This is a genomic window from Tistrella sp., assembly GCF_002684955.1.
Lineage (GTDB): Bacteria > Pseudomonadota > Alphaproteobacteria > Tistrellales > Tistrellaceae > Tistrella > Tistrella mobilis.
In genome coordinates this window covers 128,088-150,034 of the sequence record NZ_NYWI01000086.1, presented here as the reverse complement: position 1 = coordinate 150,034, position 21,947 = coordinate 128,088, and the positions used below count along the sequence as shown (strand labels likewise).

The 21,947-nt window shown below is 67.2% G+C and carries 20 protein-coding genes and 2 pseudogenes; 15 read left to right on the top strand and 7 right to left on the bottom strand.

Features of this window, described 5'->3' with window-relative positions:
- Positions 1-40: 40 nt before the first annotated feature.
- The 5 genes and pseudogenes from metH to CMO28_RS30020 form a co-directional block, all read left to right on the top strand.
- Positions 41-3,550, top strand: a complete 3,510-nt coding sequence (gene metH, locus CMO28_RS28820) for a methionine synthase (protein ID WP_296720757.1) — start codon at positions 41-43, stop codon at positions 3,548-3,550.
- A 472-nt stretch (positions 3,551-4,022) separates the two neighbouring features.
- Positions 4,023-5,162 carry a Re/Si-specific NAD(P)(+) transhydrogenase subunit alpha gene (locus CMO28_RS28815; RefSeq protein ID WP_296720755.1) on the top strand — a complete coding sequence of 380 codons (1,140 nt, stop codon included), beginning with the start codon at positions 4,023-4,025 and terminating at the stop codon, positions 5,160-5,162.
- Positions 5,162-5,578: an NAD(P) transhydrogenase subunit alpha gene (locus tag CMO28_RS28810; RefSeq protein WP_322111427.1), complete on the top strand. Its 417-nt coding sequence runs from the start codon at positions 5,162-5,164 to the stop codon at positions 5,576-5,578. The genes CMO28_RS28815 and CMO28_RS28810 overlap by 1 nt, the downstream gene beginning before the upstream one ends.
- 64 nt (positions 5,579-5,642) lie before the next feature.
- Positions 5,643-6,992: an NAD(P)(+) transhydrogenase (Re/Si-specific) subunit beta gene (locus tag CMO28_RS28805; protein WP_416370989.1), complete on the top strand. Its 1,350-nt coding sequence runs from the start codon at positions 5,643-5,645 to the stop codon at positions 6,990-6,992.
- 146 nt (positions 6,993-7,138) lie between these two features.
- Positions 7,139-7,393 (top strand): annotated as a pseudogene (locus tag CMO28_RS30020) (Txe/YoeB family addiction module toxin); the annotation flags it as partial.
- 262 nt (positions 7,394-7,655) lie between these two features.
- Here the strand turns inward: CMO28_RS30020 and CMO28_RS28795 are convergent.
- A complete protein-coding gene (locus CMO28_RS28795) occupies positions 7,656-8,585 on the bottom strand; it encodes a TauD/TfdA dioxygenase family protein (protein WP_296720745.1) in 930 nt (309 codons plus the stop codon).
- Between the two features lie 141 nt (positions 8,586-8,726).
- On the opposite strand from CMO28_RS28795, the gene CMO28_RS28790 reads away from it, so the two are divergent.
- On the top strand, positions 8,727-9,800 hold the full coding sequence (locus tag CMO28_RS28790; protein ID WP_296720740.1) for an AraC family transcriptional regulator: 1,074 nt from the start codon (positions 8,727-8,729) through the stop codon (positions 9,798-9,800).
- On the opposite strand, the gene CMO28_RS28785 is transcribed toward CMO28_RS28790, so the two are convergent.
- Both CMO28_RS28785 and rpsU read right to left on the bottom strand, forming a co-directional pair.
- Positions 9,758-10,072: a Dabb family protein gene (locus CMO28_RS28785; protein ID WP_062768238.1), complete on the bottom strand. Its 315-nt coding sequence runs from the start codon at positions 10,070-10,072 to the stop codon at positions 9,758-9,760. The two genes, CMO28_RS28790 and CMO28_RS28785, sit on opposite strands and share 43 nt — an antisense overlap.
- Before the next feature lie 202 nt (positions 10,073-10,274).
- Positions 10,275-10,481, bottom strand: a complete 207-nt coding sequence (rpsU, locus tag CMO28_RS28780; protein WP_014744351.1) for a 30S ribosomal protein S21 — start codon at positions 10,479-10,481, stop codon at positions 10,275-10,277.
- 312 nt (positions 10,482-10,793) lie between these two features.
- Here rpsU and CMO28_RS28775 point away from each other — a divergent pair, with 312 nt between their 5' ends.
- Both CMO28_RS28775 and CMO28_RS28770 read left to right on the top strand, forming a co-directional pair.
- Positions 10,794-11,465 carry a TenA family protein gene (locus tag CMO28_RS28775; protein ID WP_296720736.1) on the top strand — a complete coding sequence of 224 codons (672 nt, stop codon included), beginning with the start codon at positions 10,794-10,796 and terminating at the stop codon, positions 11,463-11,465.
- An 82-nt stretch (positions 11,466-11,547) separates the two neighbouring features.
- Positions 11,548-12,321: a COQ9 family protein gene (locus tag CMO28_RS28770; RefSeq protein ID WP_296720733.1), complete on the top strand. Its 774-nt coding sequence runs from the start codon at positions 11,548-11,550 to the stop codon at positions 12,319-12,321.
- A 16-nt stretch (positions 12,322-12,337) separates the two neighbouring features.
- Here CMO28_RS28770 and CMO28_RS28765 read toward each other — a convergent pair whose 3' ends face one another.
- A complete protein-coding gene (locus CMO28_RS28765) occupies positions 12,338-13,453 on the bottom strand; it encodes a 5-(carboxyamino)imidazole ribonucleotide synthase (RefSeq protein WP_296720730.1) in 1,116 nt (371 codons plus the stop codon).
- A 41-nt stretch (positions 13,454-13,494) separates the two neighbouring features.
- Positions 13,495-14,019, bottom strand: coding sequence for a 5-(carboxyamino)imidazole ribonucleotide mutase (gene purE / locus CMO28_RS28760; protein WP_296720727.1), 525 nt, complete (start codon positions 14,017-14,019; stop codon positions 13,495-13,497).
- 166 nt (positions 14,020-14,185) lie between these two features.
- On the opposite strand from purE, the gene CMO28_RS28755 reads away from it, so the two are divergent.
- The 6 genes and pseudogenes from CMO28_RS28755 to CMO28_RS30015 all read left to right on the top strand — a co-directional run bounded on the left by CMO28_RS28755 (position 14,186) and on the right by CMO28_RS30015 (position 19,171).
- Positions 14,186-14,755 (top strand): TIGR02444 family protein, encoded by a 570-nt coding sequence (locus CMO28_RS28755; protein ID WP_296720723.1) that lies wholly within the window; start codon positions 14,186-14,188, stop codon positions 14,753-14,755.
- A gap of 94 nt (positions 14,756-14,849) precedes the next feature.
- On the top strand, positions 14,850-16,580 hold the full coding sequence (locus CMO28_RS28750) for a hypothetical protein (protein ID WP_296720720.1): 1,731 nt from the start codon (positions 14,850-14,852) through the stop codon (positions 16,578-16,580).
- Positions 16,581-16,635: 55 nt separating this feature from the next.
- The gene (locus CMO28_RS28745) at positions 16,636-17,613 is read left to right on the top strand and encodes an NAD(P)H-dependent flavin oxidoreductase (RefSeq protein ID WP_014744358.1); all 978 of its coding nucleotides are present in this window, start codon (positions 16,636-16,638) and stop codon (positions 17,611-17,613) included.
- Between the two features lie 39 nt (positions 17,614-17,652).
- The gene (locus CMO28_RS28740; protein ID WP_296720717.1) at positions 17,653-18,144 is read left to right on the top strand and encodes a winged helix-turn-helix transcriptional regulator; all 492 of its coding nucleotides are present in this window, start codon (positions 17,653-17,655) and stop codon (positions 18,142-18,144) included.
- Positions 18,145-18,193: 49 nt separating this feature from the next.
- On the top strand, positions 18,194-18,661 hold the full coding sequence (locus tag CMO28_RS28735; RefSeq protein WP_296720714.1) for an antitoxin Xre/MbcA/ParS toxin-binding domain-containing protein: 468 nt from the start codon (positions 18,194-18,196) through the stop codon (positions 18,659-18,661).
- A pseudogene (locus tag CMO28_RS30015) lies at positions 18,658-19,171 on the top strand (RES family NAD+ phosphorylase). The gene CMO28_RS28735 and the pseudogene CMO28_RS30015 overlap by 4 nt, the downstream one beginning before the upstream one ends.
- Here the strand turns inward: CMO28_RS30015 and CMO28_RS28720 are convergent.
- Positions 19,153-19,767, bottom strand: coding sequence for a UbiX family flavin prenyltransferase (locus CMO28_RS28720; RefSeq protein WP_296720708.1), 615 nt, complete (start codon positions 19,765-19,767; stop codon positions 19,153-19,155). The pseudogene CMO28_RS30015 and the gene CMO28_RS28720 overlap by 19 nt on opposite strands.
- A 145-nt stretch (positions 19,768-19,912) precedes the next feature.
- Between CMO28_RS28720 and CMO28_RS28715 the strand changes: the two genes are divergently transcribed.
- A complete protein-coding gene (locus CMO28_RS28715; RefSeq protein ID WP_014744362.1) occupies positions 19,913-20,080 on the top strand; it encodes a YdcH family protein in 168 nt (55 codons plus the stop codon).
- Between the two features lie 184 nt (positions 20,081-20,264).
- Here CMO28_RS28715 and CMO28_RS28710 read toward each other — a convergent pair whose 3' ends face one another.
- Complete coding sequence (locus CMO28_RS28710; RefSeq protein WP_296720703.1) at positions 20,265-21,902, bottom strand: acyl-CoA synthetase; 1,638 nt, start codon at positions 21,900-21,902, stop codon at positions 20,265-20,267.
- Positions 21,903-21,947: the final 45 nt, after the last annotated feature.

Below are 21,947 nucleotides of genomic sequence, written 5' to 3'. Positions count from 1 at the left end.
CCACGTTATCCTGGCCCCCGAACAGCGCGATCGAGGCAAGATGTCACGGCTTCTCGACTTTCTCGGCTCCAACGTCCTGCTGCTCGACGGCGGCATGGGCAGCCAGCTTCAGGCGCGTGATCTCAGCGTCGACGGCGACTATTGGGGCAAGGAGAACTGCTCCGAAATCCTCAACCTCTCCCGCCCCGACATCATCCGCGACATCCACACCGCCTATTTCGAGGCAGGCGCGGATGCGGTGGAGACCAACACCTTCGGCGGCTCTCCGATCACGCTGGGGGAGTTCGACCTCACCGATCGGGCCTTCGAGATCAATGTGAAGGCCTGCGAGCTGGCGCATGAGGCGGCGGAGCGGTTCAGGGGCGACGGCCGCGAGCGCTTCGTGATCGGCTCGATCGGGCCCGGCACGCGGCTGCCCTCGCTCGGCCATATCGACTACGACCGGATGGAGGCGGCGCTCATCATCCAGGCCCGCGGCCTGATCGCCGGCCGCGCCGATGCCTTCCTGATCGAAACCTGCCAGGACCCGCTGCAGATCAAGGCGGCGGTGAATGCGGTCAAGATTGCCCGGGCGGAAGCGGGCGTCGACCTGCCGATCATGGTTCAGGTGACGGTGGAAACCGTCGGCACGCTGCTGGTCGGCACCGACATCGCGGCGGCGACCGCGATCGTCGATGCGCTCGACGTCGATGTGATGGGCCTGAACTGCGCCACCGGCCCGCAGGAAATGCAGGAACACGTCCGCTACCTGTCGCAGACCTGGCGCAGGCGGATTTCGGTGCTGCCCAATGCCGGCCTGCCCGAACTGGTCGACGGCCGCACCCATTATCCGCTGGGCGCGCGCGAACTGGCCCAGTGGCTGGAGCGGTTCATCGTCGAGGACGGTATCGACATCGTCGGCGGCTGCTGCGGCACCGGCCCCGACCATATCCGGGCGATCGACGACATGCTGCGCCGTCGCGGCGGCGCCCGGCACCGCCCGGCGCCGGTGAAGCGCGAGGTGAACTGGATGCCGGGGGCGGCCTCGCTGTTCGGCTTCGTGCCCTATTTCCAGGAAAACGCCTATTTCTCGATCGGCGAGCGGTGCAATGCCAACGGCTCGAAGAAGTTCCGCGAGATGCAGGACGCCGGCAACTGGGACGGCTGCGTCGGCATGGCGCGCGAGCAGGTGAAGGAGGGCTCGAACGCCATCGATCTCTGCGCCGCCTTCACCGGCCGTAACGAGGTCGCGGACATGACCGCGCTCACCACCGCCATGCGCGGTGCGGTCTCGGCACCGCTGGTGATCGATTCGACCGAGCTCAACGTCATCGAGACCACGCTGAAGCTCTATGGCGGCAAGCCGATCATCAACTCGATCAATTTCGAGGACGGTGAAGAGCCGGCGCGCGCCCGGCTGGCGCTGGCGAAGAAGTTCGGCGCCGCAATGGTGGCGCTGACCATCGACGAAGAGGGCATGGCCAAGACCGCCGATCGCAAGCTCGCGATCGCCGAGCGGCTTTATGCGCTTGCGGTCGACGAATACGGCCTGGCGCCCGAGGATCTGCTGTTCGACCCGCTGACCTTCACCATCGCCACCGGCAACGAGGACGACCGCAAGCTCGGTATCGAGACGCTGGAGGGCATCCGGCTGATCCGCGAGCGCTTCCCGCGCTGTCAGATCATCCTCGGCCTGTCGAACATCTCTTTCGGTCTGAAGGCCGCGGCCCGTCATGTGCTGAATTCGGTCTTCCTGGATCATGCGCTGAAGGCGGGCATGAGCGGGGCGATCGTGCATCTCTCCAAGCTGATGCCGCTGCACAAGATCGCCGAGGACGAGGTGAAGGTCGCCGAAGACCTGATCTTCGACCGTCGCGCCGAGGGCTATGACCCGCTGATCTCGTTCATGGCGCTGTTCGCCGACCGCAAGGCGGAAAGCCAGGCCACGAAGGTGCGGCCCGAGACGGTGGAAGAGCGTCTGAAGCTCCGCATCATCGACGGCGACCGCGAGGGGCTAGGCGCGGATCTGGACGAGGCGATGGCGAAGATGCCGCCGCTCGAGATCATCAACACCGTGCTGCTCGACGGCATGAAGGTGGTGGGCGAGCTGTTCGGCGCCGGCAAGATGCAGCTGCCCTTCGTGCTGCAATCGGCCGAGACCATGAAGGCGGCGGTCGCCTGGCTGGAGCCGCATATGGAGAAGGTGGAGGGCGAGCAGAAGGCGACGATCGTGCTCGCCACCGTCAAGGGCGACGTCCACGACATCGGCAAGAACCTGGTCGACATCATCCTGACCAATAACGGCTATCGGGTGGTCAACCTCGGCATCAAGCAGCCGGTGGCCTCGATCGTCCAGGCGGCGCGCGAGCACAAGGCCGATGCGGTCGGCATGTCGGGCCTGCTGGTCAAATCGACCGTGATCATGCGCGAGAACCTGGAAGAGATGACGCGCGAGGGGCTGGACGTGCCGGTGCTGCTGGGCGGTGCCGCACTCACCCGCAAATATGTCGAGGAAGACTGCGTCGCCGCCTATGGCGCCGGCCGCGTCGCCTATGCCCGCGATGCCTTCGACGGGCTCAGCCTGATGAATGCGGTGGTCGACGGCCGTTTCGATGCGGTGCTCGACGAGGCGAAGCGCAAGCGCGAGGCCCGGCCGTCGAGCATCCGGGGCCCGAAGAAGCGGGCATCGAGCGACGAGGACATCAAGGCGATGCTCGACCGGCCGGTCGATTTCGACGAGGTCCGGCTGCGCCGCACGGAACTGCATGGGGGGATCGAGGTGCCCGAGCCGCCCTTCTGGGGCGCCCGGGTGATCGAGCATGTGCCGCTGAAATCGGTGGTGCCCTATCTGAACGAGACCATGCTGTTCCAGTTCCACTGGGGCTACAAGCGCGCCGGCCGCAAGCCGGCCGAGTTCGAGGCCTATGTGAAGCAGGAGCTGTGGCCCAAGCTCGAAGCCCTGCTCAAGACCTGCGCCAAAGAGAAGATCCTGGATCCGCAGGCGGCCTATGGATATTGGAAGGCGGCGGGCGAGGGCAATGATCTGGTGCTGTTCGAGACCGACGGCACCACCGAACTGGCCCGTTTCCGCCTGCCGCGGCAGGATCGCGAGGGCGGGCTCTGCGTTGCCGATTTCGTCCGCGACATCTCGGATCCGGTGCGCGACGTGATCGGCCTGCAGGTGGTGACCGTGGGGCAGCATGCCTCCGACGTCGCCCGCGACTGGTTCGCCGCCGATCGTTATCAGGATTATCTCTACCTTCACGGGCTGGGGGTGGAGATCGCCGAGGCGATGGCGGAATACGTGCACAAGCGGATCCGCGCCGAGCTCGGCTATGCGGCCGAGGACGCGCGCGAGATCGACCGGATGCTCAAGCAGGGCTATCGCGGGTCCCGCTACAGCTTCGGCTATCCGGCCTGTCCGAACCTTGCAGATCAGCGGGTGCTGCTGGAACTGCTGGGCGCCGATCGCATCGGCATTCAGATGGGGGACGAGGATCAGCTGCACCCTGAACAGTCGACCTCGGCCATCGTGCTGCTGCACCCGCAGGCGAAGTATTTCTCCGTCTGACGGGGATCTGACCATCTGAGGCCGGCCCCGGCTGTATCCGGGGCCGGCCTTCCTTTTGTCCAGTTCTGCGCGTTATGGTTGATGATGTGCGGGATGGTTCCGTGACGATCGGCCGCAACCCCGCTGCGGCGATTGCATCGAACGTCATGAATCCACCGTTGAACCGCGCGGCCGTCCGGGTGATAAGGGAAGGAGGGGGCCGGCATGGGATACCATCCCGCCGGTCCGGGGGGCCCTGAAGCCGGCGGGTGATCATCTCCGCCGGTGGATGTCTGGACAGGTTTGCCGGACCGTGGGTGCACTGCGGCATGTGCGGTGCCAGATGCAGTGGCGTATGGAACGGCGTTCCATGAAATCGCGGACTTGGCAAACAAAGTTACCTGAGGCAAGAATAACTGCCTCATAATATTGCTGCACCGCAGCGTCGGCGGCGTCGGGGCGCCGCAGAGACAGAACGAGGGCCGGAGAGACCATGAAGATCGCAGTTCCGAGGGAGACCCGCGCGCACGAGAAGCGCGTCGCGGCGACCCCCGAAACGGTCAAAAAATATCGCGACCTGGGCTTTGAGGTCGTGGTGGAGGCGGGCGCCGGGCTGGGGGCCGCCATCACCGACGATGCGTTCAAGGCAGCAGGTGCGGAGATCGCCGCCGATGCCGCGGCGACGCTGACCGGGGCCGACCTTGTGCTGAAGGTGCAGGCACCCGACGAGGCCGAGACCGCGGCCCTGCCCAAGGGGGCGACCCTGGTCGCCATGCTGAGCCCCTACACCAATCGTGATCTGGTGAAGCGGCTGGCAGAGGCCGGGGTGACCGCCTTCGCCATGGAGCTGGTGCCGCGCATCACCCGCGCCCAGTCGATGGACGTGCTCTCGTCGCAGAGCAACCTCGCGGGCTATCGGGCGGTGATCGACGCGGCTGCCGAGTTCGGCCGCGCCATGCCGATGATGATGACCGCAGCCGGCACCGTGCCACCGGCCCGCGTGCTGGTGCTGGGCGCCGGCGTCGCCGGCCTGCAGGCGATCGCGACCGCGCGGCGCCTGGGCGGTGTCGTCTCGGCCTTCGACGTGCGTCCGGCGGTGAAGGAACAGGTCGAAAGCCTGGGGGCGAGCTTCGTCGACGTGCCCAATGACGAGGCCGCCTCTGCCGAGACCAAGGGCGGCTATGCCCGCGAGATGAGCGACGCCTACAAGGCCCGCCAGGCGCAGGTGCTGGCCGATCATGTCAAGAAGAACGACATGGTCATCACCACCGCCCAGATCCCCGGCAAGCCCGCCCCGGTGCTGATCACCGAGGAGATGGTGGCCTCGATGAAGCCCGGCTCGGTGATCGTCGATCTGGCGTCGGAAACCGGCGGCAATTGCGCGCTCACCCGCCATGGCGAGGTGGTCGAGACCCCGGGTGGCGTGCGCATCGTCGCCTTCCCGAACGTGCCGGCCCGGGTGGCGGTCAATGCCGCCCAGCTCTACGCCAAGAACCTGCTGACCTTCGTGACGCTGATGGTCGACAAGGAAACCAAGGCGCTGAAGGTCGACACGGCCGACGAGATCATCGCCGGCACGCTGCTGACCCAGGGCGGCGCCGTGGTGCATCCGAACTTCAAGGAGGCCGAGTGATGAGCGCGCTCGACCAGCTTCAGTCTGCCGCCGATGCCAATCTCGAGGCGGCCAATGCCAGCCTCGACGCCGCGCGTCAGGCGCAGGCCGAAATCGCCCGCCTTGCCGTTGATGGTGCCGCCGCCCATGGTGGCGTCGATCCGCTGGTGCTTGGCCTGACCGTCTTCGTGCTGGCGATCTTCGTCGGCTATTACGTGGTCTGGCGGGTGACGCCGGCGCTGCACACGCCGCTGATGGCGGTCACCAACGCCATCTCGGGCATCATCGTCGTCGGTGCGATCATCGCCGCCGGTCCTGCCACCTTCGGCTTCGCCACGGTGATGGGCTTCCTGGCGGTCACGCTCGCCTCGGTCAACATCTTCGGCGGCTTCGTGGTGACCAACCGCATGCTGCAGATGTTCAAGAAGAAGGGCTGAGGGCGGAACCGTGAACGCAAACCTTTCCTCACTCCTTTATCTCGTCGCCGCCGTCTGCTTCATCATGGCGCTGAAGGGGCTGTCCTCGCCGGTCAGCGCCCGCAACGGCAACCGCATCGGCATTGGCGGCATGGTGCTGGCCGTGCTGGTCACCCTGTTCCAGCCGGGTGTCGAAAGCTATTGGCTGGTGGTGCTGGGCGTGATCATCGGCGGTGCTGCCGGCACCATCATTGCGCTGCGCATCCAGATGACCGCGATGCCGCAGCTGGTGGCCGCCTTCCACAGCCTGGTCGGCCTCGCCGCGGTCTTCGTCGCCATCGCCGCCTATTACGCGCCCGAGGCCTATGGCATCGGCACCGCCGGCAGCATCAAGGTGAACAGCCTGATCGAGCTGTCGCTGGGCTCGGCCATCGGTGCGATCACCTTCACCGGCTCGATCATCGCCTTCGGCAAGCTGCAGGGCATCTTCAAGTCGGCGCCGGTGCGCTTCCCGATGCAGCACCCGATCAATCTGGGTCTCGGCATCGCCGTGATTGCGCTGATCGTGGTGTTCTGCCTGACCGAGGCGCCGGCGGCCTTCTGGCTGCTCACCCTCATCGCGCTGGCGCTGGGCATCCTGCTGATCATCCCGATCGGCGGCGCCGACATGCCGGTCGTGGTCTCGATGCTGAACAGCTATTCGGGCTGGGCGGCGGCCGGCATCGGCTTCACCCTTGAAAACCACCTGCTGATCATCACCGGCGCGCTGGTGGGGTCGAGCGGCGCGATCCTGTCCTACATCATGTGCAAGGGCATGAACCGCTCGTTCTTCAACGTGATCCTGGGCGGCTTCGGCACCGATGGCAGCTCGGCTGCCGCCGGTGGCCCCGACATGGGTGACCGCACCGTGAAGCAGGGCAGCGCCGAAGATGCCGCCTTCATCATGAAGAACGCCTCGTCGGTGATCATCGTCCCCGGCTATGGCATGGCGGTGGCCCAGGCGCAGCATGCGCTGAAGGAAATGGCCGACATGCTGGAGAAGGAAGGCGTGAAGGTTCGCTACGCCATCCATCCGGTCGCGGGCCGCATGCCCGGCCATATGAACGTGCTGCTGGCCGAAGCCAATGTGCCCTATGACGCGGTGTTCGAGCTGGAAGACATCAACCGCGACTTCGCCTCGACCGACGTGGCCTTCGTCATCGGCGCCAACGACGTGACCAACCCGGCCGCCAAGACCGACCCGGCAAGCCCGATCTACGGCATGCCGATCCTGGACGTCGAGCGCGCGGGCACGGTGCTGTTCATCAAGCGCAGCATGGCCTCGGGCTATGCCGGCGTCGAGAACGAGCTGTTCTTCCGCGACAACACCATGATGCTCTTCGGCGACGCCAAGAAGATGACCGAGGAAATCGTGAAGGCGATCGAACACGCCTGATCAGGCGCCGCCCGACCGCACCACGACGACGCATCAGACGACGAAAGACGCGGCCTCCGGAGACGGGGGCCGCGTTCTTTTGTGCGAGGTGATCTTGTCTTTCACGTCCATCGTGATCTTGTGGATGAGCCGGTCCCGGAATGAGCATCCGACTGGTCTGGATCCAGGATGCGTGGGCTGATTATGTTCACTGGCAGCAGGCTGACAAGGCGATGCTCCGGCGGATCAATGACCGCGTTCGCGATGCTTTGCGGCATCCATTTGAAGGCATTGGGAAGCCCGAGCGGCTAAGGGGAGATCTTTCCGGATACTGGTCCAGACGCATTGATCGGGGTCATCCAACGTCGCTACCGTTATTGAAGTGCCCCGTCGATACGGTCCGGCAGTTGCGGCACCACGAAGATGCGGCCTCCGGATTCAGATACGCCCAATGCCACCGCCGCGGCTGCCAGGGGGGCAAGGGCCGCGGTGGTGGTAAAGGGGGGCAGGCCGGCGGCCTTGGCCGGGGAGGGGCGGCGCGGCAGACGCCGAACCGGCTGCTGGCATGCGACCGGGTAACCGTGGTCGTCGTCGTGAAACCGGGCTGCCTGGGCGTTTCTTGGTCTTGTTGATTCTGGCCTGAACCGGGCCATGCGGCAGGGAGTGGTTCAGGCACGACAGCGTTTAATCAGGGCACGGCTCCAGCATGGGTTCTGTACCGGCCACCGTTGTGCGGTACATTTCGCGCCGGGCGCCGTGATAGTCGCCGATCGGCAGGTGCATGACCGATCGGTTGTCCCAGATGGTCAGGCTGCCCTGTTCCCAGCGTACCCGGCAGGTGAAGCGGGGATCGACTGAGATCTGGAACAGATAGCCGAGCAGAGCCTGGGCCTCCTGATCGATGAAGCCGTCGATGCCGATCGTGTAGCTCGGGCTGACATAGAGCGCACGGGCGCCGCTTTCAGGGTGGGTGCGGATGATTGGATGCAGCCGCGTCGCCATTGCGCTTTCACTGACCACGATATCCATGTTCGGCAGCCGGTCGGCCATCAGGCTCCGGGCGGCCGGTGCATAGGCGCGCCGTGCGCTGTGGATGCCTTTCAGGGGTTCCAGCAGCCTGACCATGGCGGGGCTCAGTGCCTCGAAGGCGCGGATCTGGCTGGCAAACATGGTGTCGCCACCCCAGTCAGGCACATCATGGCCGTAAAGCAGGGTGAAGGCGGGAGGGGTATCCAGGAAGGACCAGTCGCTGTGCCATGCTTCGGCGAAGACATCCGGATGGCGTTCATCCGCTTCTTTCAGCAACCGCAGCACATTGGAAAAGCCCGGCATCGGCCGGATATACGGGTCGTGGCCGAAAGAACCCAGGCGGAGGGTCACCTGCTCCAGTGCGGCCGGATCCAGGGCCTGTCCCCGGATGACGACCACCTGATGGCGGATCAAGGCGGCCCTCAGATCGGCGATCGCCGGAGCGCCGGCCGTGGCGACGTCGATACCGGTGATCTCCGCCCCCAGAGCGCCGGTGATCGGCCTGATGTTGAAGTGGGCCGAGGCCACCGGGCGATTGCTGGTGGCGACGGGCGGTCGTGCGAAGAAGAACGGGTTTGCGCTCATCCTGTTTCCCCCTGGCGGGCTCCGGTATGTTTCCGGTTTGCATGACAGAATTGTGCAACCAGAGGTCGTTTCGTGCCATGATGTCCCCGGCCGATTTCTTGATCTTTTCGGCCAGAACTACCGATTATCGCCAGAGGCATTATGGGCATCCATGCCGGGGAAAGACGGGATCCGCTGGGCGTCATCAATTCGGTTGCGACCGGTGTCGCCTGCGGGCTGGACGCGGCCCGGCTCTATGTGGCGGGCGGGCTGGACCCCCGGCTCTTTGATCAGCCGGACATTCCTGTTCTGGCTTGGCAGGAACTGGCTGTGGTGGAGGCCCTGCTTTCCGGCCTGCCCGATCAGGACCCGATGCGGTTGGGGCTGGAGACCGGGCTGCGCTACGGCGTTGCCGGGCTCGGCCTGTTCGGCTGGGCGATGATGACCCGGGCGACCTTGGCCGATGCGCTCACCCTGTGGGAGCGGTTGCCGATCCTTGGGGTGTCGTACAGCACCATTACCGCGGCCGACGGCCCGGCGGGGGAACTGATCTTCAGCCTTGACGATCGCGTGCTGCTGGACCTGCCGCCACCGGTTCATCATTTTCTGATCAGCCGGGGCAATACCTCGATCACACGCGTGTTGCAGGATCTGATTGGCGCGCCGGTTGTACCTGCACGCGCCGAGCTGAGACTGCCATGCCCGCCGAGACCCGAGGACGAGCAAGCCTTTCGCGTCGTCTTCGGGCCGGATCTGACGTTTGGTCAGGACGGGAACCGGCTGGTCTATGATGGCGATCTGCGTGCGGCGCCATTGCGCTTCGCCAACCTGTCTGCGACGCTCTCGGCCGAGCAGGCTCTGCTGGCGGCGGCGGTCCGCCGCGGAGCGGGCGGTCCGGTTCTGGCGCTTCGGGTGCTGTTGCGCGACGCCGACCACCCGCCGCCGGATCTTCCGACGGCCGCGGCCAGGCTTGCTCTGTCGGAGCGCTCTCTGCGCCGCCGTCTGGCCGAGGCGGGCACCAGTTTCCGGCGGGAACGCGAGGCGGCCCTGATCGAGCGTGCCCGCCGGCTGATGGCTGCGGGCAAGGCGACGATCGAGGATGTCGCGGCAGAGCTGGGCTATGCAGATGCCGCCGCCTTCACCCGCGCCTTCCGGCGCTGGACCGGAGAGACGCCGGGGCGTTTTGCCCGGTCTCAGCCGCGCCGGTCGGCGATGACGGCATCCTCGACGACATAATCGGCCACGATGCGCAGATCGCGCAGATGGCGGACGCGGGCGATCGATTCGGCATAAAGCGGGTCGGCCTTATAGGCGGCGAGGGCGGCCTCGTCGTCGAACTCGGCATAGACGATCAGATCGACATCCGACGACAGCGCATCGCGTTTGGTATTTGTGCCGACCTCGAAGCGGCGGGCATGGGGAATGCCGCCCAGGATCGCGAGGCCGTCGCGCACCGCAGCGAGATCGGCCGGGGTCTTTGCGCTGAACATCACGATATGCCGGATCATCGGGCTTCCTTCACGACCGGGGGGAGGGAGGGCGGCGCGGCAGGGCGCCGGCGGAAGCTAGACCCGTCACCGGAATCCGGGCAACAAAAAACCGCCGCTCGCGAGGAGGGCGGTCTTTCGTAACGGCAGGCATGTCATACCGTGGGCCGGTTCGGCTTCAGGGCATGCATCCGGTCGTCGGGGCGCGGAACGCGCCTGCTGCTCAGAGCAGGCCCTCGCGCTGCGCACGCTTCATCGCGAGCTTGCGGGCGCGACGAACGGCCTCCGCATCCTCACGGGCGCGCTTCTCCGACGGCTTCTCATAATGCCGACGCATCTTCATCTCGCGGAAGATGCCTTCACGCTGCATCTTCTTCTTCAGCGCGCGAAGCGCCTGGTCGACATTGTTGTCGCGAACGATGACCTGCACCAAGTCTACACCCGTCTTGTCAGTCGATTGAAACCCGGTCCGGACGTCCTCCGTCCGGGCCCGTCGCGACGCACCGCGACAGATCACGACCACCGAAACCCTCGGCGACCATCGGCCGCCTTTGGTACCGGGGCGACGGATGAAAGTCAAACCGATTCGACCGTTGCGAAACGAAAGCCGGCACGAGTGGCCTCCCAGCCTCTCGTCCCGAGATCCCGACGGCGTGCGTGTTTGTTCGAAACCGAGTATAGGGGAAGGGGCCCACGCCGGCAAGGGCGTGTGGCCGGATCAGAAGACCCAGGGAGATGCCAGATGTCCGCCAGCCCCGCCGAGGCGCGTTTCAGCCTCAGCCTGCGTGCCGCCGCCGAGCCCGACTGGAGCGCGGTCACCGGCCACCGCTTCACCGACGAGCTGATCGCCGGCACGCTGGATGATGCGGTGCTCGCCCGTTATCTGGTTCAGGATCACCGCTTCATCGACGCATTCGTGGCCCTTCTGGGCGCGGCCATCGCCTCGGCCGACCGCTTCGAGGCGCGGATCCCGCTCTGCCGCTTCGCCGCCATGGTCACCAGCGACGAGAACGACTATTTCCTCCGGGCCTTCAAGGCATTGGGCGTGGACGAGGCGATGCGGGCGGACCTGCCCGACCATCCGGCGACCGCCACCTTCAAGGCGCTGATGGCCGAGGCGCGGCTGACCGCCGACTATGCCTGCTGCCTGGCGGTGTTGGTGGTGGCGGAATGGAGCTATCTCTCCTGGGCCGAGCGGGCCGGGGGCCGCCTGCCGCCACGTTTCGAGCATGCCGAATGGATCACACTCCACGATAATCCGTTCTTCCGGGAGTTCGTGGGCTGGCTGGTCTCGGAACTCGACCGGGTGGGCCCCATGCTGGATGATGCGGCCCGGGCACGGGTCGAAGATCTGTTCCGGCGCGCAGTGGCGGCGGAGCGCGCCTTCTTCGACGCGGCCTATGCGGCGGCATGACCCGTTGACGGCGTAGCCTTGCGACGCTAGCTGATCTGGCATGGTGCCGCGACGACCATGCCGATCCTGAGGGAGACGGAAGATGACCGCAGACGACGGACATACCCGCGACCAGACGGGCGCTGACGACGAGGCCGGGGTTCTGCCGCCCTCAGATACCGAAACCGGCGGGGCGGGGGAGCTTGAAGCCGGCGTGCCGCAGCTTCTGCGCGATCGCGACGCGGTGCTGGAACAGGCGCTGCCCGATGTGCCCTTCGACGGCTGGACGGACGACCTGGTCCGCCGCGCCGGCCAGGCCGCCGGCTTCGACGCCGCCGCCACCCGCCGGCTGTTCCCGCGCGGGCGGATCGATCTGATCGTGCATTTCTGCGACTATGCCGACCGGCGCATGGCGGCGGAGCTGGAGCGGATCGATCTGCCGTCGCTGCCGATCCGCAGCCGCATCACCACCGCGGTTCTGGTGCGGCTGGAGCAGAATCTGCCCCATCGCGAGGCGATCCGCACTGCGCTCGGCCTGCTCGCCCTGCCGCAGAACGCCGCCCTCGGCCTGAAGACGCTCTATCGCACGGTCGATGCGATGTGGTGGGCGGCGGGCGACACGGCCACCGATTTCAGCTTCTACACCAAGCGCGCGACCCTGGCCGCGGTCTACAGCTCGACGCTCGCGGTCTGGCTGGACGACAGAAGCGAGGGCTTTGCCGACACCCGCGCCTTCCTGGACCGGCGGATCGCCGATGTGATGCGCATCCAGAAGGTCCGCGGCCGGGTGGAAAAGATGCTGCCCGATCCGCGCCGCTTCCTGCCTGGCGGCAGCCGCTTCGCCGGCCGCAATTCCCTGCGGATGCGGGGGCGCTGAGCCCCCGCCTGCCGTATCAGCTGTTGCTGCGCGCGGTACCGAGCCGGGTGACATGCCCCATCTTGCGGCCCGGCTTGGCCTCGCTCTTGCCGTAGAGATGCAGCTTGGCGCGCGGCTCGGCCAGGATCTCGTGCCAGCGGTCGACATCGTCGCCCAGCAGGTTTTCCATTTCGGCATCGACCAGCCGCGCGGGATCGCCCAGCGGCAGGTCGGCGACCGCGCGGATGAACTGCTCGAACTGGCTGGTCGCGGCGGCGTCGAACGACCAGTGTCCCGAATTATGCGGCCGCGGCGCCATTTCGTTGACCAGCACCCGGCCGTCGCGGGTGACGAACATCTCCACCGCCAGCAGCCCCTCCAGACCGAAGGCCTCGGCCAGCGCCAGCGCGATGCGCTGCGCCTCGATGGCGGTGGCCTCGGCCACCCGCGCTGGCACGCGGCTCAGATGCAGGATGCCGTTGCGATGCTCGTTCTCGGCCGGCTCGAAGCAGCGCACCTCGCCTGCGGGAGAGCGGGCGACGATGACCGAGATCTCGCAGCCGAAATCGACCATGCCTTCAAGGATCGCGGGCCGGCCGCCGATCGTCGCGAAGGCGGCCTCGGCCGCGGCGCGGATGTCGCCCTCGGCCGCAATGCGGGCCTGACCCTTGCCGTCATAGCCGAGCGTGCGGGTCTTCAGGATCGCCGGCCGGCCCAGCCTCTCGATGGCGGCAACCAGCCCGTCGACATCGTCCACCCGGGCATAGGGCGCCGTGCCGATGCCCAGCCGGTTGACGAAATCCTTCTCGGACAGGCGGTCCTGGGTGGTCTCCAGCACCGTCCAGGCCGGGCGCACCGGGCGCTTCGCCGCCAGCCCGGCGACGCTTGCCGCGGGCACGTTCTCGAACTCGAAGGTCACCACATCCACCGCGGCCGCGAAGGCGTCGAGGGCGGCCGCATCGTCCCAGGCCGCGCGGGTCCAGGCATCGGCCACCTCGGCGGCCGGGCTTTCGGCCTCGGGCGCGTAGACATGGACCTTGTAGCCCATCCGCGCGGCCGCGATCGCAGCCATCCGGCCAAGCTGTCCGCCGCCCATGATGCCGATCACCGAACCGGGGGCGAGCGGGGCGGGGGTGGTGGTGCGATCGGTCATCGGGGTCGTCCGTACAGGGTGAGGGAAGATGAGAAGGCGGCTCAGGCCTGGTCGTCGACCGGTTCCAGCGCCACGCCGTCGGTCTGCTCGGCGCGGAAGGCTTCCAGCGCCTCCAGCACGGCGGCATCGTGGTTGGCGACCACGGCGGCGGCGAGCAGGGCGGCATTCTTGGCGCCAGCTTCGCCGATCGCCAGCGTGCCGACGGGGATGCCGGCCGGCATCTGCACGATCGACAGCAGGCTGTCCATGCCGTTCAGCGCCTTGCTCTGCACCGGCACGCCGAAGACCGGCACGCTGGTCTGGGCGGCGATCATGCCCGGCAGATGGGCGGCGCCGCCGGCACCGGCGATGATGACCTGCAGGCCCCGGCCGCGCGCGGCGGCGGCGTAATCGGCCATGCGCTGCGGCGTGCGATGGGCCGAAACGATGCGTACCTCGTGCGGGATGCCGAAACGTTCCAGCAGCACCGCGGCATGGCGCATGGTGGCCCAGTCGGATTGGCTGCCCATCACGATGCCGACCAGGGGCGCGGTGGCGGAGGGCGTTCCGGCGGGCGTTCCGGTCATGAAGCCTTGTCCTTCTGTCTCTGGCGGATCGGGCCGGCGCGGCTGCCGGACCTTCAGGAGGGATCGGGGGCCGCGGATCATACAAACACCGCCCGGCCGTGTATACTCGCGCCGACGCATAAGCCCAGCACGCCCCCTCTCAAGACATTGCCGGAAGATGCGCATCATGCCCAGCCCCGTGCCTGCCCCCTCCACGCCGCAGACCCCCCTTGGCCGCCATGCCCATGCGGTCTATGGCCGGCCGTCGGCGCGCGAGGTCTGTCTTGAGGCCCAGGACGGCCATGGCGCCGATGTGGTGCTTATCCTGGCCTTCCACCATGCTGCGGCGACCGGCCGCCGGCTGGACGCGCATGGCATTGCGGCGCTGGATGCGGCAGCCGCCGGCTGGCGGGCCGAGGTGGTGCGGCCGTTGCGCGCCCTGCGCCGGCGGCTGCGCGGCGATGCCCCGGTCATGGCCGGCATGGCGGCGGATCGTGCCCGGGCGATCGGCGACGGCCTGCTCGCCCACGAGATTGCGGCAGAGACCGCCATGCTCGATGCCCTGGCACCGGTGCTGGACGGCCTCGCCCGGCCGCTCGGCGCGGGGGAAGACGGCCGCACCGCCTTTGCCCGCATGCTGGATCTTTATGGGGTGCTGCTGGTGGCCCTGCCCGACGGCTGGGCCCGGGTGCGGGACGGGCTGGTGGCGAGCATGGGCCCGGCCATTCCGCGGGGGGAGACGGAAGGTCGCGCGTGATCCTGCGTCGTCTTGATCGCGCACGGGACCGGCCCATCTTCTTCCACTTCCGGATGTTCTGCCCGCCGCCCGTGCCGACGAGGATCGCCCCGAGGTGAGACCGCCCCCCACAAGCTTCGCTGACGGCCTTGCCCGCCTGCTGCTGGTCTGGATCCTGGCCGGCCTGCTGGTCAACATGCCGGCACGCTTCGATGCCTGGTTCACGCCGGCCCATTTCCGCCTGTCGGTCGAGGTGGCGGCGGTTATCCTGCTCGCCCTGGCCCTGCCGGGGGGCTTTCCCGTCACCCGCGGCAGCAGCCTGGCCCGCAGCCCGGCACAGGCCGAACGCTGGCTGCCGGGTTTCCTGCTCCGGCTGGCGGCGGCCGGTCTGGCGGCACTGGTGCTGTTGCGCGGCGCCGATCTGGTCGCCCATGCCGCCGCGGGCCGGCCGCTCGATCTCGGTCGCGATCTCTATCTGATGCCGGCGCTCTGGGATGTGCTGGCGGGTGATCCGGCGCGGCTCGCCACCGTGCTCGGCTTCTGGATCCTGCCGGCGGTGGCGGTCTATCTGCTCGCCCGGCGCGGCCAGATTCTGGCCCGGCGCCATCTGACCGGCGGCCGCCGGCCGGCGATGACCGTCGCGGTGCTGGGCGGCATGCTGGCGCTGGGCCAGGTGGTCGGGGCCGCCAGCCAGACCGGCGGGCCGGTGGGGGCGGGGGCGCTGCGGCTCGCCGCCTTCCAGGCCGATGCGTTGAAGGCACGGGCCCGGATCGAGGCGGAGCTTGCCGCGGCGGTGGCGGATGATCCCGCAGCTCACCTGCCGGGGCCGGCCCTGTTTCCGCGGCTGCGCGGCCGCGACGTGAACCTGTTCTTCATGGAAAGCTACGGCTGGTCGGCCCATCACGATCCGCGGATCCGCGATGCGGTGGGCCGGCGGCTGGCGGATCTGGGGCACAGGCTCGATGCTGCGGGCTTCCGTGTGGTGAGCGGCTGGCTGGACAGCCCCGTCGTCGGCGGCCAGTCCTGGCTGGCCCATGGCACGCTGCTTTCGGGCCTGACGCTCGACCGGCAGCGGGCCTATGACTATGCGCTCTCGGCCGGGCGCACGACGCTGGTCGACCTGTTCGGCCGCGCCGGCTGGCGGACGGTGGCGCTGATGCCGGCCATCCGCGAAACCTGGCCCGAGGCGGCCGCCTTCGGCTATGACCGGGTGATGGATGCGGCCGCACTCGACTATCGCGGCCCGGCTTTCGGCTGGCCGACGGTGCCGGATCAGTATGCGCTGGACCGCTACGCCGCCGAGGAACAGGCACCCGTCGACCGGCCGCCGCTCTTCCTCGAATTCGCCATGATCACCAGCCATCATCCCTGGGGGCCGCTGCCGCCGCTGCTCGACGACTGGTCGATGGCGGGCGCCGCCGGCGGGCGGATCTTCGAGACCGCCGCCCCGCCCGAGGGCCAGCCCTTTGCCCGCGACACGGCCGACTGGGCGGAACGCTATGCCAATGCGTTGGACTATACCCTGGCCCTGGTCGGCCGCTGGGCCGTGGAGCGCATGCCGGAAAATGCCCTGCTGATCGTGGTCGGCGACCACCAGCCGCCGCTGGTCACCCCGGCCGATGCCCCGCACAGCGTGCCGATCCATGTGATCGCCCGCGATGCCGGCCTGATCCGCGCCTTCCAGGCCGAGGGGCTGACCCCCGGTCTGACGCTTGCCGCCGATGCGCCGGTCAGGCCGATGGCGGCCTGGCGCGACCTGATGATCCGCGCCACCCGTGATGCCGTGCCGCCCGTCGCGGGCTTGCCTTCCGTCGCGCCCGGAGATAGCTTCGAAAATCGAAGCTAAATGACACGGGGGCCATCGAAGGCTCCGGTCCTGAACGGGAAGGCAGGAACGCCTCATGAAGACGCGCATCACGGAATTGCTGGGCATCCGGCATCCGATCATCCAGGGCGGCATGCATTATGTGGGCTTCGCCGAGCTTGCGGCCGCGGTGTCGAATGCCGGTGCGCTCGGCATCATCACCGGCCTGACCCAGAAGACGCCCGAGCTTCTGGCGCGCGAGATCGCGCGGGCCCGCGAGATGACCGACCAGCCCTTCGGCGTGAACCTGACCTTCCTGCCGACTTTCCAGGCGCCGCCCTATCCGGAATACATCCAGGCGATCGTCGAAGGCGGGGTGAAGATCGTCGAGACCGCCGGCCGCAGCCCCGAGGCCTATATGCCGGCGCTGAAGGCGGCGGGGATCAAGGTGATCCATAAATGCACCTCGGTCCGCCATGCGCTGAAGGCCGAGAAGATCGGCTGCGATGCGGTCAGCGTCGACGGGTTCGAATGCGGCGGTCATCCGGGTGAAGACGACATCCCCAACATGATCCTGCTGCCGCGGGCGGCGGAAGAGCTGACCATCCCCTTCGTCGCCTCGGGCGGCATGGCCGATGCGCGCAGCCTGGTGGCGGCGCTGGCGCTGGGCGCCGATGGCATGAACATGGGCACCCGCTTCATCGCGACCAAAGAGGCGCCGGTCCACGAGAACGTCAAGCAGGCGATCGTGGCCGCGACCGAACTCGATACCCGCCTGGTGATGCGCCCGCTGCGCAACACCGAGCGCGTGCTGGCCAATGCCGCCGTCGACCGGCTGGTCGAGATCGAGCGCGAAAAGGGGGCCGACCTCAAGATCGACGACATCCACGATCTGGTGGCCGGCGTCTATCCGCGGGTGATGATCGAGGGTGAGATGGATGCCGGAGCCTGGAGCTGCGGCATGGTCGCCGGCCTGATCCACGACGTGCCGAGCTGTCAGGAACTGATCGACCGGATCATGTCCGAGGCCGAAGGCCTGATCAATCAGCGCCTCGCCGGCATGATCGCCGGCTGATATCCGGGCCAGGAGGAGAGCACGCGGGAGGGGAGCACGGTGGCGCGGGAACCGCTCGATCGGATGAATTGCAGCATCGCCCATGCGCTCGACGTGGTGGGATCGATCGACGGTTTCCTGATCCTGCGCAACGCCTTCAACGGCATGCGCACCTTCGACGCCTTCCAGGACCATCTGGGCCTGTCGTCGAGCGTGCTCTCCACCCGCCTGAAGCAGATGACCGAGGCGGGCATCCTGCGCAAGACGCCGTCGCCCACCGACGGCCGGTCCTATGAATACCGCCTGACCGAACAGGGGCTCGGCCTCTATCCGGTGATGGTGGCGCTGCTCCATTGGGGCGAGCGCTGGACCCCGGATCCCGGCGGCGAGCGCATGTTCCTGACCGAAACCGCCACCGGCCGCCCGGTGGCGCCGATGGCGGTCCGCTCCGAAGACGGCCGCCCGCTCCGCCCGCAGGAGATCACCGCTGTGGCGGGGCCGGGGGCGGATGACAAGATCCGGCAACTGGTGGGGTGGCGGCGGAGACCTTGACCGTTTTTCAGCGCTCCCTTACATTTCAACCATGTAATGGAGGCATGCGATGAAGAATTACGCCTCAGAGTTGCATGTGCGAGATAATCGCGGGCGTGTTCCGACCCGTCCGTCTGAACGTCCGGCATCGATTACCGGCCTTCTTCATGACATCGGGAAGTCCGACGCGGCTTTCCAGCGAGATTTGAGGCGACGTTTGATCGCCACCCAAAAGATTGCGCGTGTTTTGGGCGTTCCGCTGCCGGATGTCGTGGACATGCTGGGCGTCGATAAGGACAGCCTGTTGCAGCGACGGGGACCGCGCCACACCGCAGCGACCAGGCGTCTCAAGGAAATGCTGGAGATCCTCCAGCGTGTCGAAGCCTGGGCCGGAGGCCCACGTGCCGCCCTTTCGTGGTATTGCGCCTACCCCATTCCGGCTCTGGGAAATCGTACCGCCGAGTCTCTGGTCAAGACAGGCGGGGCGAGCGCCGTCCGCGACTATCTCGATCATGTCGCTCTGGGCGGTTATGCGTGAGGTTCGCCGGCGTCTGCTATCGGGCTCACGATCCGAAATGGGCGTTCAGGCCACTTTCGGGTGACGGTGCGGCGGTCCGGGGCGGCCGGTTCAATCCGCCGGGCATGCCCGCGCTCTACCTTCAGGATCGAAACCACTCTCCTGGAAGTGTCCGCAGGCCTGCCTGAGCGGATGTCTCCGTGCACGTTGTGCGTTTACGACGTCGATTGTGAACCCGTCGTCGATCTGCGGACTGCAAAAGACTGGCAGAACGCCGGGATTGATTCGCAGGACATGGCGTGCGCGTGGCTCATGCTGGCTCTGGCCGGCAAAGAACCTCCGACCTGGAGACTGGCGCGGCGGCTGATCGGGGCCGGAGCTGCAGGCGTCCTGGTCCCGAGTTTCGCGACGGGTGCCGCTGCGGACGACCAGAACCTTGTTCTGTGGCGGTGGGGGACCGATCTGCCGCATCGGGTCGTGGTGTACGACCCCGAAGGCCGTCTGCCCTCGGATCAATCCTCCTGGCCCTGAGACGGCGTTTCCTTCCACCGCTTCAGCCCCGGCGTGTCGATGTCGAAGAGGTCCAGCACCCGGCCGAGGGTGTGGTCGATCATCGCCTGCAGGCTGTCGGGCTTTGCATAGAAGGCCGGCACCGGCGGGGCGATGATGGCGCCGGCTTCGGCGGCCTGGGTCATGGCGCGCAGATGGCCCAGATGCAGCGGGGTTTCGCGGACCATCAGCACCAGCCGTCGGCGTTCCTTCAGCACCACATCGGCGGCACGCGTCAGCAGGCCGGTGGTGTTGCCATAGGCGATTTCCGACAGGCTGCGGATCGAGCAGGGGGCGACCACCATGCCCAGCGTGCGGAACGAGCCGCTGGAGATCGCGGCGCCCACATCGCGCGGATCATGGACCGTGTGGGCCAGGGCCTTCACCTCGGCGATGCGCAGATCGGTTTCATAGGCGACCGTCATCTCGGCCGCCTTGCTCATCACCAGATGGCTCTCGATTCCGGCCGATTTCAGCAGCTGCAACAGGCGGATACCGTAGACGACGCCCGAGGCGCCCGAGATGCCGACGATCAGACGGCGGGGCCCGGGCCGGCCCATGCCATTCATTGCCGTCATCGAACCGTCATCAGGGGGGTTGAAGCCGTCCGTCGTCATATCCACGTAACTTTCTGAGGGGTCGCCCTGTGTAAGGGATCGGGCCGTGCCACGGGACGTGGCCGCCTGTCCCGGTCCAAGATGGTATTGCGCAACGGAGGTGTCCATGAGCGTTCAGGCGCGTGTCGAAGCCTTGAAGCAGAAGCATGCCGCTCTCGACGAGGCGTTGCACAGCGAGTACATCCGACCGAAGCCCGACGACCACGCGATCGCCGAGCTGAAGCGCAGCAAGCTGAAAGTCAAGGAAGAGATCTCGCGGCTGGAGATCAACTGACCGGTAGACCCGCCTATCCGAGGCCGTAGTGCCCGCCGGCGGGATGCCGGCCTGCGCTGCGGCAATCAGGCCGCGGCCGCCCAGCGCCGATACGGCCGATGAAGACCCCCGCGATCCCGCGAAACCCCTGCCGCCCGGATAGGACGGCAGGGGTTTTCGTATGTCCGGGCCGGCTGTCGGCGTCTTACAGCCCTCGCGCGCGTTCGCGCAGCACGAATTTCTGCACCTTGCCGGTCGAGGTCTTGGGCAGGTCGGTGAAGACGAAGGTCTTGGGCAGCTTGAAGCGGGCCAGATGCTTTGCGCAGTGCTCGCGGATCTCGGCCTCGGTGACCGTGGAACCGGGCTTCAGGGTGATGAAGGCGCAGGGCGTTTCGCCCCATTTCTCGTCGGGCCGGGCCACGACGGCCGCTTCCATCACCGCGGGATGGCTGTAGAGCGCGTCTTCGACCTCGATCGAGGAAATGTTCTCACCGCCCGAGATGATGATGTCCTTCGACCGGTCCTTGAGTTCGATATAGCCGTCGGGATGCATCACGCCCAGATCGCCGGTGTGGAACCAGCCGCCGGCCAGGGCCTTTTCGGTGGCCGACTTGTTCTTCAGATAGCCCTTCATGGTGATGTTGCCGCGCATCATCACCTCACCCAGGGTCCGGCCGTCTGCCGGTACCGGCTCCAGCGTTTCCGGATCGGCGACCATCAGCCCCTGCTGCAGAACGTAGCGCACGCCCTGGCGGGCCTTGATCCGGGCGCGTTCCTCCAGCGGCTTCTCGTCCCATTCGGGCTTCCACTCGCAGACCACCGCCGGTCCGTAAACCTCGGTCAGGCCATAGACATGGGTGACTTCGAAGCCCATCGCCTCCATGCCGGCGATCACCGAGGAGGGCGGGGCGGCCGCCGCGGTCATCATCCGGATCTTGTGGTCGAAATTCCGCTTCACATCGGCCGGCGCATTGACCAGCAGCCCGAGCACGGTGGGGGCGCCGCAGAGATGGGTCACGCCATGGGTCTCGATCGCATCGAAGATCGCCTTCGCGTCGACCTTGCGCAGGCAGACCTGGGTGCCCGCGGCCGCGACCATGGTGTAGGGGAAGCACCAGCCCGAGCAGTGGAACATCGGCAGGGGCCAGAGATAGACCGAGCGCTTGGGCAGATCCCAGGTCAGGATGTTGTTGACCCCGTTCATCCAGGCGCCGCGATGGCTGTAGACCACGCCCTTGGGATCGCCCGTGGTGCCCGAGGTATAGCCCAGCGAAATCGACTGCCATTCGTCGGCCGGCATCTCCCAGGCATAGTCGGGGTCGCCTTCGGCCAGCAGGGCCTCGTACTCGATCTCGCCCAGGAACTCGCCATGGGTGACCGCCGGATCGTCGATATCGATCACCAGCGGCCTGTCGTCCAGCAGTTCCAGCGTCGCCCTGATCACGCCGCTGAATTCGCGGTCGGTGAGCAGCACCTTGGTTTCGGCATGCTTCAGGATGAAGGCCAGCGCTTCCGGATCGAGCCGGATGTTCAGCTCGTTCAGCACCGCCCCGGTCATCGGCACGCCGTAATGGGCTTCCAGCATGGCGGGTGTGTTGGGCGCCATGATCGAGACCGTGTCGCCATAGCCGATGCCGCGCGCCGCCAGCGCCGAGGCCAGGCGCCGGCAGCGGGCATAGAGTTCGCGATAGGTCCAGCGCTGATCGCCATGGATCACCGCCACCCGGTCGGGATGGACGTCGGCCGTGCGCTCCAGCAGCGAGAGCGGGGTCAGCGGCTGATAATTCGCGGGAGTGCGATCCAGATGGGTGTCGTATTTCGACGGGGTGCGCTCGGCCGACATGGGATGGTCTCTCCGGATGGTCCTGAAAACCTGAAGGCGCGACCA